Origin of the sequence: Nocardia jiangxiensis NBRC 101359 (genome assembly GCF_000308615.1) — a bacterium.
GTDB classification, from domain to species: domain Bacteria; phylum Actinomycetota; class Actinomycetes; order Mycobacteriales; family Mycobacteriaceae; genus Nocardia; species Nocardia jiangxiensis.
This window is the reverse complement of record NZ_BAGB01000142.1, coordinates 1-12,407: the sequence shown is the minus strand read 5'-3', so window position 1 is coordinate 12,407 and position 12,407 is coordinate 1. Positions and strand designations below refer to the sequence as shown.

12 protein-coding genes are annotated in these 12,407 nt (G+C 64.6%); all 12 read left to right on the top strand.

Going from position 1 to position 12,407, the window contains the following annotated elements:
• Positions 1–109: 109 nt before the first annotated feature.
• The 12 genes from ON40_RS35060 (at position 110) to ON40_RS35005 (ending at position 12,247) form a co-directional block, all read left to right on the top strand.
• Positions 110–1,507 (top strand): cutinase family protein, encoded by a 1,398-nt coding sequence (locus ON40_RS35060; protein WP_083896139.1) that lies wholly within the window; start codon positions 110–112, stop codon positions 1,505–1,507.
• Positions 1,508–1,671: 164 nt separating this feature from the next.
• Complete coding sequence (locus ON40_RS52545; protein WP_157186609.1) at positions 1,672–2,172, top strand: hypothetical protein; 501 nt, start codon at positions 1,672–1,674, stop codon at positions 2,170–2,172.
• Between the two features lie 10 nt (positions 2,173–2,182).
• A complete protein-coding gene (locus tag ON40_RS35050; RefSeq protein ID WP_040829571.1) occupies positions 2,183–2,470 on the top strand; it encodes a hypothetical protein in 288 nt (95 codons plus the stop codon).
• Positions 2,471–2,487: 17 nt separating this feature from the next.
• Complete coding sequence (locus tag ON40_RS52540) at positions 2,488–2,694, top strand: hypothetical protein (protein WP_157186608.1); 207 nt, start codon at positions 2,488–2,490, stop codon at positions 2,692–2,694.
• Between the two features lie 15 nt (positions 2,695–2,709).
• Entirely contained in the window at positions 2,710–3,357 is a 648-nt protein-coding gene (locus ON40_RS35045) for a DUF8175 domain-containg protein (protein ID WP_157186607.1), read from the top strand.
• The gene (locus ON40_RS52535) at positions 3,354–4,142 is read left to right on the top strand and encodes a DUF8175 domain-containg protein (protein WP_157186606.1); all 789 of its coding nucleotides are present in this window, start codon (positions 3,354–3,356) and stop codon (positions 4,140–4,142) included. The genes ON40_RS35045 and ON40_RS52535 overlap by 4 nt, the downstream gene beginning before the upstream one ends.
• On the top strand, positions 4,139–5,638 hold the full coding sequence (locus ON40_RS35035) for a TrbL/VirB6 family protein (protein ID WP_157186605.1): 1,500 nt from the start codon (positions 4,139–4,141) through the stop codon (positions 5,636–5,638). Before ON40_RS52535 ends, ON40_RS35035 begins: the two co-directional genes overlap by 4 nt.
• Positions 5,635–7,101 (top strand): SCO6880 family protein, encoded by a 1,467-nt coding sequence (locus ON40_RS35030; RefSeq protein ID WP_040829568.1) that lies wholly within the window; start codon positions 5,635–5,637, stop codon positions 7,099–7,101. Before ON40_RS35035 ends, ON40_RS35030 begins: the two co-directional genes overlap by 4 nt.
• Positions 7,102–7,466: 365 nt before the next feature.
• Positions 7,467–8,765 (top strand): putative type IV secretion/conjugal transfer ATPase, encoded by a 1,299-nt coding sequence (locus ON40_RS35025; protein ID WP_157186604.1) that lies wholly within the window; start codon positions 7,467–7,469, stop codon positions 8,763–8,765.
• Positions 8,766–8,828: 63 nt separating this feature from the next.
• The gene (locus ON40_RS35020) at positions 8,829–9,905 is read left to right on the top strand and encodes a C40 family peptidase (protein ID WP_245568131.1); all 1,077 of its coding nucleotides are present in this window, start codon (positions 8,829–8,831) and stop codon (positions 9,903–9,905) included.
• 149 nt (positions 9,906–10,054) lie between these two features.
• The gene (locus ON40_RS48640) at positions 10,055–11,167 is read left to right on the top strand and encodes a toprim domain-containing protein (RefSeq protein WP_051194045.1); all 1,113 of its coding nucleotides are present in this window, start codon (positions 10,055–10,057) and stop codon (positions 11,165–11,167) included.
• A gap of 801 nt (positions 11,168–11,968) precedes the next feature.
• On the top strand, positions 11,969–12,247 hold the full coding sequence (locus tag ON40_RS35005) for a hypothetical protein (protein ID WP_040829567.1): 279 nt from the start codon (positions 11,969–11,971) through the stop codon (positions 12,245–12,247).
• Positions 12,248–12,407 lie beyond the last annotated feature (160 nt).

The following is a 12,407-nucleotide window of genomic DNA, read 5'->3' as shown; positions in this document are numbered from 1 at the left end:
TGTGACGAGGATCGGATGAGTCTCGGGTCGGGTGTCGACGCAATCCGGCACCACTCCCTGTGTCTCGACTCGGCCTGTCGTGGCTGCCTCGGGGACAGGTGGTAAGGGCATGATCCTGCGTGGAGTATTGGCTTCGGCCCTGGCTGCTGCCGTAACCGTCACCGTTGTCGGTGTGGCTTCGGCTGAACCCGCGTCGAGCCCGGTGGCTGGGCGACCGTGTCCGGCGTTGGAGGTCTTCGGGATCCAAGGCACCGGGCAGTCCTCTCCGGATGCAGATCCGAAGAACGACACGGGGATGTTGGGCGTGATGTTCCGGCCGATGATGGCTGGGGCGCAAGGGCTGATCGATCGAACGTATGTGCCGTACGAGGCGAGTTTCGGCGGCGTGGTCCCTGGCGGCCCGGTGCCATACGAGCAGTCAGTTGATCACGCGGTTCAGCGGCTCGATCAGTCGGCCGCTGACATCACCAAGCGGTGCCCGGCGACGAGAATTGCTGCGGTTGGGTATTCGCAAGGCGCACATGCAGTGTCGCTGTGGGCGAAGAAAATCGGCGCAGGTAAGGGAGCGATCCCCGGCGATCGGGTGGCGGGAGTTCTGCTGCTTGCCGATCCGACTCGGGAAGCGCGATCGAGCGTGTTCCCCGGCCGGCCGGGACAGCGGTCCCCGGAGGCTGTGCCTGGCACCGGCGGCGGGGCGGTGTCCAAGGTGTCGGTCACGGATCCGACCCTGGGCGGTGCCGGGATCGCGCCGCTGGCCGATACGGGGGAAGGGTTCGGATCGCTGTCCGGTCGGGTGGCCGATATCTGTGCGCCCGGGGACCTGGCGTGCGATGCGCCCGAGCATGCGCCGATAGCCCATCTGATCGCCAATATTGCAGGGCAGTCGCAGCTGGATCCCAACGATCCGGTGGCCGCGATATCCACGATTGCTCAGGCACTGGCGACCACATCGTTCAAAACCGTTGTGCCCGTGGTCAACAACGATATCGAGGGTAAGAGTCTGGATCAGATCAGCTACGAGCCGCAGAAGACGATCTCGCAACGCCTGGCTGAGGCGTCCGATCCTCGTACCCCGATGCCGACGGTCGATGAGACGTTGTCGGCACTGATGAAAGTTGGAACGATCGCGCTCAATGCGGTGAATACCGTTGCAACACAGGTATTCACGCCGGAAACGATCGCTGATTTGGCGACGGTCGGATTGTCGAATCCTGTTGCGGCGGCGATGGCTCTCGGTGGAAAGGTCGCCCAGGCGGTGGTGGAGCTGGTGCCTCCGGCTACCCAGATGCGGTTGGTGAACGAGGCGTTCACCGCCTTGAAGGACAACGTCACCGACAATCGGGACCTGTTCAACATCTCCACGCTGATCAGTTACAGCAACACCATCGCCAAACACGAAGGCTATGAGTCGTTCTCGTCATCTCCGTCCGGAGAGTCGGCGCTGTCGGTGGGTGCGCAGTGGTTCGACGCCGCCGCGAAGGATATCGCAGCAAGCCGCGGGAACTGAGGCTGAATACATTGATTACCAATACTATTCGCGCACGGCGTGGCGGGTTGGCGCTGGGGGAGCAGAACCCCGCGCTGGTGATTGCCCCACGGAGCGCCGACCGAGCCCCGGTGCGGACGGAACCGCTTGTCGTGGAGGGGTGCTCGCCCTTGAGGTGGGCGGTGATGGGTGCCCATGGTGGTGCCGGTACCTCCACCCTGGCGCGGTGGTGGCCGCAGGCTGCCGATTCGGGCGTGGCGTGGCCCGGTTGCCCAGAGACGACTCAGTTCGTGGTGCTGGCAGCACGTAACAGCATGTCCGGTCTCGTTGCTGCGGCGACTCGGTTGCGTGAATGGCATGCGCAGTTGGCCCCGCCCGGAGTCGTCGTGGTCGGTCTGGTGTTGATACCTGCCCGCCCGGGACGAACCCCGGCACCAGTGGGCCGGTTCCAAGACATCGTTGCACCACTGGTGGCCAAGGCGGTGTACCCGATCGGCTGGTACGACGACCTGCTGACGCTCGAACGCAATGAACTGGCCCGCTTCGAGCAGAGTGCGCCACTGCCGCACCGAGGACGTCGCACGGATCTGACTGCTGCCGTGCCACGCGAGGTGTGCTGCACGGCCTCACAGATCGCGGAATCCATCGCCGAGTTGCAGACAACCGGCGTGTTTCAAGGACTTTGAAGGGACAACCATGTCTATTCTGCTTGCCGCTCATCAGACGGCGGCCTACCTGGCTGACACGATCAACGTCGTTCCGCAACAGCCGCCGGCCGCGGACAAGTTGATGAAGATCGTCGGCTGGTTGGCGTGGGGCGCGATGATCGCGGGTGTAGCCGGAATCATCTATGCGGGTGGGAAATTCGCGTGGGAGCGCTGGCACGGGGGCGCGATGGAATCGCCGAAGATCGTTCTCGGAGCGCTGATCGGTGGCGTCCTGATCACCTCTGCGGGTGTGATCATGAACGCAGTGGTGTCGTGAAATCGTTGCCGGGCAACGTGACTGAGCCGATCTACCAGCTATTGGGGTGGCTTGGCTGGTTGGTTCTGCTGCTGTGCGCCAGCCGAATCATCTGGGCCGGAGCCCTGCTGATCGTGCGATCACACCGCGGCGAAAGCGTCGAAGGACTCCTCGGTGCGCTGCTGGGCGGGGTCATCGTCGGCTCGGCGGGACTGATCGCCGGAGCCTTGTACGCACCCGCTTAAGCGAAGGGGCGAATCATGAACTACTCCAAGGGATTAACGACTTCCGGTGTACTCCTGACGGTTGTTGGCGCCGGTCTGTTGGCTGTGGGATGCAGTTCGACTGCTCACTCTCCTGTTGGGGCCACACGCCCGGACATTCATACGGCGCCGACGCATGTGCGCTGGACGGATTTCCAAGGTGTGCAGGTACCGGTTGCCGATCAGGGACCCCAACGCATCGACGGTGTTGTCGCCACGGGATACGACTCGTCCCCGCAAGGGGCTGCGCTGGCGGCTATCGAGTCGACGGTGCGAATGTCGATTGCTGACGATTCCCAGTGGACGAAGGCCGGGCAGCAGCTTCTCGTCGCTGGTCCTGGGCGCGATCGGTGGGCAACGGCACGTGTACAGGTCTCGATTGCCGGTCCCGTGCGGGAGGTGGCGGCACCGCACCTGCTCGGTTACACGGTCACCGACTACTCGCCAGCGAAAGCCGATATCGCCATCTTCACCCGCCAGGTCGACGGGTCGCTCACTAGCAACGCGGCCAGGGTGATTCGGCACAACAGCACGTGGCTGCTGGATCTCCCGGCGAAGCCGGGCATGCCGTCGGTTAGCGCGGTCGCGCGGACGCCACAGGACATGGTGAACCTTGCGGCGACAACCAAGGAGCCGCCACGATGACTTCCCACCCGCGCGTACTCGCGCTCATCGGCTCGGCCGTGACCATTGCTGTCGTGGTGGTCGTGGTGCTACTCGACCACCACGACTCTCACGGGAGTAACAGCGCACAACCGGCCGTGCCGGTGCCCCAACCGACCACATCGGCAGCACCGGGCTCGTCTCAGTTCGGACTGCCGAGCGTAGACATGTTCGGCAACCGATTGGAAACACCGCCGAATCCGGCCGGGGTGGTTGTGCCGCAAGCTCCCGCCCTACCGGACCTCCGAACCAGACCTGACTATCTGAGTTCATCGCCGGTAGGTGTGCGATGGGAAAGTGGCTGGGGTGGAGCAGCATTGGGCTTCTCCAGTAGCGACGGCCCCGCTCGGATTCTGGACGGCGTCGCGTCCGGCTACGCAGATACTCCACAAGGCGCGGGCTTGGCCGCTTACGACGCACTCGGGCGGGCTCTGGCCGCGTCGGATGGGGTGTGGCAGCGGGTCGTCGCTCAGCGCTACGTCGGGGCAGGACCGGCGTTGGTGCAGCGCCTCGTGCAGAGCCGCGCGAATACATCACACGTGGCGAAATACATTGTGGTGCCGGATGGTTTCCGGGTTCTCGCTGGATACCGACCTGATTTCGCGGTGGTGCAGATCGCGGTGCGCGCCACGGCCGGATGGGCATATTCGACTTGGCCGATGGCCTGGGTCGACGGGGACTGGAAGGTTCGGGTACCCAATGATCCTGCGGATCTGTGGGATTCGACGCACCTGGACTCATTGACCGGATTCGGAGCATGGAAATGAACGCCCGGACGCTGGCACGGGCCGCTGCCCTCAGCTCGGTGGTCGTTGCAGGCGTGGTCTCGGTGGCCGTGTGCGCGCCCGCACAAGCGGCGCCCGGTGTGGGCGTATGTGATCTGCCCGGGGTGAGCCCGGTGTGCGATATGGGGCAGCAAGCGGCTACGAGCATGGCCGGGAGCGGATTCAAGCAGATCGTGGATTCACTACTGGACGGGTTCGCCCGGCTGCTGGAGTGGTCGATGGCGTGGTGGGTGAAGCTCCCGTCGCCGGACCTGACTTCGATGTCGGCGCTCACGACGGTGCGCCAGTACACCACTGGACTGCAGGTGCTCTTAATGACCGGCGCGGTCATGATCACCGCCGGACGCCTCGCCTTGGCGCGACGGGGTGCGTTGGCCGGTGAGGTGCAGGAATCGTTCATGGCGTTCGCGCGTGCGCTGTTCGCCTCATGGATGTTCGCCGCGGTGATCACGATGGCCACGCGGGCGGGCGATGAGTTCTCGAACTGGCTGATCACCGATGCCACGCATGGCGATCCGTCCTCGGCGCTATCGCATCTCGCGCAATTCAGTGCGTTGACCGGCACCAGCGGACTCGGGATGACGGGGATGTTCATCCTGGGGTTGATCGGATTCATCGGCGCGCTGCTGCAGCTGGCGCTGCTGGTGGTTCGCCAAGCTCTGCTGATCGTCGTAGTGGCCGTGATTCCGATCGCTGCGTCCGCGGCGGGTACCGGGCCGGGGAGCCAGGCCTATAAGCGGCTGATCAGCTGGGCGATTGCGTTCGCGCTGTTCAAACCGGTTGGCGCCATCGTGTATCTGGTTGCTTTCGAAGCGGCGGGGTCGGGGTCCTCCGACACTCAGCAACAACTGCTGGGGTTGATCCTGCTGGCGCTGGTCGCGCTCGTGTTGCCCGCGCTGATGCGAATGGTGGCGCCCGCCGTGTCGACCATGGGCTCCGGCGGGGGAGGCGTGGCCGCGGCGGCAATGCTCGGCAGCGGGGTCGGTATGGCTGCGGTCCTGGGAGCCAAGGCCGGTTCGCGAGAGGCCGGTGAACCCGGTCAATCGGCGGCAGGTGGTGGAAGCCCGGCACCTGCGTCGCCAGGGTCAACGACGCCCAGTTCCGGTGCGCGTTCGATCGCTCCGGGCGGCGCTGATGGAGATAGCGGTAGCAGCACTGCGGGACGCGCTGGTGGTGCTCGCCCAGGCGGCTCAGCAGGCGGCGGTGTTCCCGATACTGCTGGGCAAGGCGGCGGTAACAGCGGCGCGCAGGCGGGACGGTCCGCTCCTCCAATGAGTAGCCCGTCGGCGTCTGGTGGGGCGCAGGCGGCGGGCGGTGCAGCGGCAGCTGGTCCGGCTGCGGTTGCGGTGGTCGCCAGCGAGGGAGTCCGGTCGGCCACACAGCAGCTGAGCCAGGCCACGCAACAGATCAGTGGTGAAACGAATGCCGGAGTCGAAAACTTTTCCGGCCCAATGGGACAACACGAGGTGCGCCGATGAGTCAGCGAGTGTATGGCCGGTGGGAACGTCCTCGGTCGGCAGGTTTGTTCGGGTTGACCTGGGGTGTGTCGTTGCTCGGCATGGGGCTGGTCGTAGTCGTGATGCTCGGGTTCATGTTCACCCGATCGGTGCTGGTTGGAGGTGCTCTGATCGTGGTCGGGGCGGTCGTCTTCCTGCCGTTGGCGGTGACTCGAAACGGTCGAACAGGTTGGGAGACACTGCTTTTGCGGACCCAATTCGTGTTCGGGCGTCACCGGGGTGAACATATCTACCGAGCGGGACGGTTCTCGATGATTCCCGGCACCTCGAGGTTACCGGGGCTGCTGGCCGACTCGACGATGACCGAGTACGAAACCCCGGGCGGTCGGCGGTTCGGGATGATTCACATCCGTCGCACCGACCACTACACCGTTGTGCTGCGAGTGCAGCCGCGTGGCAAGGAACTGGTCGACCAGGACCGCATCGACGCGTGGGTGCAAGCCTACGGCCAGTTCCTGGCCACCCAGGGCCGCGATGAGGTCGTCGCCGTGACCGCGGTGCTCGAACACGTTGTGGAGACCCGGTTGCAGCAGCGCAGTGAGGTCGCGCGGCTGGTGCGTCCCCAGGCGCCCGAGTTCGCACGCACTGTGATGGCCGAAGCCGGAGCCAGCGCGGGCAGCGGGGTACGGATCGAAGCGCGGATCGCCTTGACCTATAGACCATTGGGCCACAACAAGATTCGCCGGAATGAGGCTGAACAGGCCAAGGAGATCGGCCAGCGATTGCAGGGAGTGCTCGCGCACCTGCAGAACGCTGGGCTACCCGCGCTGCCGATGACCGCAGCCGGGGTACTGGGCATGGTGCGAACCCGGTATGACCTGGCGTCGCAGTGGGACGCGGAACTCGCAGGCGAGGACCTGACCGCCACACAGGGCTGGGACGCGGCCGGGCCGATCTCGCACTTGGATCGCTGGGACCATTACGTGCACGACGGTGCTCGATCGGTGACCTGGGAAATGGATGCGGCCCCACGTGGCACCGTGCTGGACAGCGGGCTCGAGGAACTGCTGCGACCACGGCCGGATGTTCCTCGTAAACGGGTGAGCATCGTCTACCGGTTGCATTCGGCCGGAGACGCGGCTCGGATGGTCGATTCGGATTACCGTGACGCACTCGCCGCCGAGCAGACCGAGCGCGGAATCGCCTCTGCCGCAGCGTCGATCCGCGTTGCGAACACCGGAGCTGCCCGCCAGGAACAAGCCCGCGGCGCGGGACTGACTCGGTTCGGGGTACTGGTTACAGTGAGCGATCGTCTGGATGCGGACATGCCCGGAATCGAGGCGTCGGTGCAGGCGATGGCCGCCGCATCCCGGCTCGGGATCCGCCGCTGCTACGGCTACCAGGCCGCTGCGTTCGCCGCCTCACTGGGGATCGGGCTCATCCTTCCTGAACATGGATCTATCTCGAAACGGATGTCGGCATGAAACCTTCAGCTACGAAACGAATTTCGGGAATCCGTGTTCTGACGAAGGAGGGCCGCGAGCACGCGCAAAGCGCCGCGGTGAGCAGCCATCGGCTCCGCCGCTGGCGAGCCCAGTATCGGCTGTGGCAGGACGATGCTCGCAGGGCGACAGCGCTGCGGCGCGAATCAGACTCCGTCGGAGAGGGATTCGATCGCCAGCTGGCCAGAAGCAGCGACCGCGGGTACCGAGGTCTCGGCGGCGGCCGTGCGGCAGTAGTTCCTGCGACACCGGAATGGCGTTCCACCACAACGCAAGTCGCCGGACTGTGGCCGTTCGCGGTCGGCGCGGCAGCGCCTGCCGTGGGTACGCCGGTGGGACATCACTTCGTGACCGGTGAACCGGTGCATTTCGATCCGATGTCGTGGTTCCTCAAGGGATTCATCACCGCGCCCAGCATGTTCGTTTTGGCGCTCAACGGGTTCGGCAAGTCGAGCCTGATTCGGCGTCTGGTGACCGGTGCGGTCGCTGCCGGTGACACCACAATGTGCTTGGGCGACACCAAACCCGACTATCGAGACCTGGTGCAGACCCTCGGTGGGCAAGTGATCGACCTTGGCTACGGGCACGGCAAGCTCAATCCGCTCGCAGTCGGTGCGCTGGGCTCCATCATCGAGCAGCTACCTGATCCGGAGATGCGCCGGCAAGTCGCCGCGCAGGTGGAGGCTGGGCAGGTGACCGTGGTCGCGGGTCTGATCGAACTCGTCCGCGGGGCTCGCGTCGCGGATTACGAGGAAACGCTGCTGGCGGCTGGGCTGCGCGAACTCTACGGCCCCGGTGGATTCACCCCCGACGATCCGCCGTTGCTGGAGGACCTCCTCGAGGTGATCGCACACGGCGGCGAGCAGATGATGGCCTTCGCCGAAGAAGACTCCCTCGAGGCCTATCGCGAGGCCACCAAACCACTGCGCCGATCGTTGCGCGCCTTGGTGGAGGGCCCCTTCGGCGAGATCTTCAACGGGCACACCACCGTTGTGTTAGATCCGGCGAGTCCTGCTGTGTGCGTGGATGTTTCGCACATCCCAGAAGGTGACACCAAGTTACTCGCGGCGGTATTGATGGTGTGCTGGTCCGATGGCTTCGGCGCCATCGCCGCAGCGCACACCCTCGCCGATGCAGGGCTGGCTCCCAAACGGGTCTTCCACGTGGTCATGGATGAGATCTGGCGCGTGCTCGGGGTGGGGGAGTTCATGGTCGACCGGGTCGACAGCCTCACCCGCCTCAACCGGCCGCTGGCGACCTCGCTGATCATGTGCTCGCACACCATCAAAGACCTCGGCGCGTTCAACAGCCGAGCCTCGGTGAACAAAGCACTCGGCTTCATCGAGCGGGCTCGCGCCAAGGTGATCGGGCCGGTCGGGCCGGAAGAAATCGAACGCCTGCGCACCGTCATGTCTTTCTCGGAGACCGAAAAGCTGACGGTGACGTCCTGGTCCGCACCTCGTCCACTCACCGACAACGGCAATGACGGTGTCCGGGAAACGCCGGCGGGCATGGGGTGTTTTCTGCTGAAAACCGGTGAGGACAACACGCCAGGAATCCCGTTCCGAATGACATTCACTCCGGCCGAGCGTGACAGCGGCATCCACAACACGAACAAGCGATTCGACGGACTGCACGCCGAATAATTCGATTATCCAGTAATTCAACTCTCTCACCTCTCCGAAAGGTGAGCGAGGAGGTGTTCTGTCGTGAACAACTCCACAAAAATCCTGGCAAGTGTGGCAGTAATTCCCTTACTGCTCACGGTAATTCTCCTGGCGGCCATCGGCTCCAGCACGGGAAGCTCCTGCGCGGCACTGCCCGACGGTGTTGGCGGACCAACCGGGAAGTCCTTGGCGGGGCTGAACGACGGGCAGCTTCGGCTGGCTCGTGACGGCGTACTCATCGGCAAGCAACGCCACGAACCCGTCGGCACGATCCTTGCTGAGCTGGCTGCGCAAGCCACCGAGAGCGGCTTCCGGAACCTTGCCAACCCCGCGGTGCCCGAGTCGTTGAACTACCCGCACGATGGGACCGGCGAGGACTACGACAGCGTCGGACCACACCAAATGCGCGCGGGCATCTGGGGATCCGTCGGCATGGCCCAACTGATGCGGCCGCAGTATCAGATCACCTGGTTCTACGACCAGGCCGAAAAGATAGCAGCCAACCAGGCCGGATCCGGTCCGGCGGAACTGGCCCAGGCTGTGGAGCATTCCGCACCGAACGTCTATGCCCGCAGCCTCGAACTTGCACGGCAGATCTACGCGCTGTTCGCGGATCTCGATCCTGCGGAATCCACGGCCGGCATGGGATGCGGCGAACCAGTTGCCGGGCCCTTGAGCGCGGCACCACCGGGGAGCTTCGGTGCCGCGGTGATCTCCGCCGCGCAGCGGTGGATCGGTTCTCCCTATGTGTGGGGAGGCGGTGATACCCGCGGCCCGACCAGGGGAGAGGACGGGGTAACTGGCTTCGACTGCTCCGGGCTGACCCTTTACGCCATCTTCCGGGCCTCCGGTGGGCGTATTTCGTTGCCGCACTATACCCAGGCTCAGCAGGACGACCCACGCGCCAGTGTCATTCCTTTCGATGGACGGCGCCCCGGCGACCTCATTTACTTCACCAAACCGGGTGAGCGCGATTCGCATCACGTCGGAATTTATGCGGGTCGCGACAGCAAAGGGGCCGATCTGGTGCTGAACGCACCAGCGACTGGTCAGAACACGAAAATTGAACCACTTGCCGACTGGCGAGGAGAGCGCATGGATATTCGCCGATTCGGCTGACCCCCGCATTGTCTTCAGCCACTTTTCCCGCCCTGTGCGTGAAGCGAGGTGATCCCAACGATAAAGGAATCATTCGAAGAATCCGGCATCAGAGCGCCGTCGGCATCACCTGACTCGGGGCGACGGCGTCGCATGTACGGCGGTGAACGATGACCGCCGTCACCGGGCCCTCCTTCGAACGGATACACAACGCCCTACTCCCTGTCAGCGGCGAACCTGCAGGGCGCGGAGCATGGACGACGTTCCTGTGTCCGGCTCACGACGACAACCAGCCCAGTGCGGCAATCAAATACGACCCGGACCAGCATCGGACGGTGGTGCGCTGCTTCGCCGGGTGTCCGGACACGCTCGTGCTCGAGAGCCTCGGCCTGAGCGTCGGTGACCTGTTCGACAACCCTGTATCCGGCACTCGACCACATGCGTCGCCGTTGCGTGATGGTCAACTGAGGCCGCGGCGGAACTCCTCGCTGACTACGCAGCGGAAACGGCGCAGCCTAGGCAAGCAGATCGGGTGGCCGGTGGAGGTCGCCCAGTACGTCTACCACGATATTGAGGGTCGGCGGATCGGTCGTGTAATCCGGACCAGCACCGAACACGAACGTGGCAAAGCCAAGGGGTTCTATCTCCGCCGATTCGAATCCCTCACCGACACATGGCCTTTGGGTGCATTTGCGCCTGTGCTGTATCGGCTGCCCCAGATCGCCAACGCACTCGGTGCAGGCCAGGCGATCTGGGTTTGTGAGGGCGAGAAGGACGTCGACCGCGCCGCCGATCTCGGACTGGCGGCGACCTGCAACGCGCTGGGCGCCGGGTCGTTCACCTCCGCCCACGCGGAACAACTTGCCGGCGCTCGCGCGGTCGTCATTGTGGCCGACCGTGACCCAGCCGGATACGCGCATGCTGACACTGTCCGTTCCCTGCTACGTCCCCTCGTTGGCCAGGTGTTGATTCTTCAAGCCCGCGACGGCAAAGACCTCAGCGAACACCTCGACGCCGGACACACCCTCGAAGACCTCGAACCGTGCCTCGAACTCGGCTACCACGGCATCGGCGGAGCCGACATCGGCGATCTCATCGAATTACCCAGTCCGACTGCCGATCTCGCCGCCATTGACTCACAACTACAACGGCTGCTGGCCTGTGTCGACACTCCCGAAAGCAGGCCGAGCACCGCCGAGTCGACTGCGGCTATCCGGCGGGCCCGCTGGGGCGATTCGACTACCGGCCTGGATGTCCACACCGACACGGGAGCCGAACTATGAGCCGCCGATCGTGCGCTGCACTTGTGGCCTCTCTGTCGGCCAGTCTCCTGGTATTCGTCGGTGGCTGTGCCAATCACGAACACCCGTCCCACCGCAGTGCATCACCGTGCACTGCTCCGGCGTTCCGCGCGCCGTACTCCACGGTCAGTCCTTGTTCGGCTGAGGCGGTACTGATAGCGGCCGCCCGAGCGATCTTCACCTATCGCCCTGATCGCCAAAACGGTGCCGCGGATGCCCTTCGGACTGCAGCGCCGTTGATCGCACCGGACTACATGGATCGAATCGGTGCTTCAGCAATCACTTTGGCACCGGTCACCACTACGACGTGGGCGCGGTGGTCCGCCCTGAACATTCGCGTCACCGCGACGGCCCGCATCACCGCTGACGACCACCCCACCGACACCAGCAACAACGTCAGCCGCGTAATCGCCGTAACCGAACATCCAGGCAACGAACCCGCAGAAGAGCGCACCGTCTACTTGCAGGCCGCTCGAACCGGTCCCCATAGTCCCTGGCTCATAACCGACGTGGGGATCCAATGACAGGACGGGATCGATCAGCAGCCGGGGCGTCGGCGCCATCAACGTACAGGCCGATGCCGGGCTACCCCAGCGGAACGTCGATCAGTGCTGGTCCGCGCAGTCCGCCCGCCTTCTCGTTACCTGCCGAGAGTGGCCGGTGTACTACGCCGTGTTCGGCCGCCGACCGATCCCGTTCTCGGCATCTCACTACTTCGACATCAACAGCAAAGGTGGATGACTGATGGACCCGGCCGCCGCGCTGCGCCGAATGCGGTAGATCGTGCGAGAAGTCCAGGAAGGCAACGACAACGACGACGCTGTCGGCTACCTGGACGCATTGATCGACCACTGCGAAGCGATCGACCAGTGGCTCAGCCGAGGCGGATTTTTACCGGCGGCGTGGGACTCGCCTTCAAGAACGTCCTCGTCGCAACTGTCAACCGCACAACTGATCGCCACAGCAACGCCGACCCCTTCGGTTGTATCACCGGCGCACGCACCGGACCGGCCGTCGGCGGCTCTCGGCCCGCATGCCGTCGGCGATGCGCTCGACATCTAACTGGGAGGTCCGATGACCGAAATCGACGACATCACACAGCAATTGACCCGGTCAGCTGCCCACGCGCTATACGCGGCTCGCCGAGCGATCGACCAACACCAGCAACGATCCGCACGTCAGCGCGAGGAAGCTCGCCGTGAACGGGAGCACCGGCTAAGGG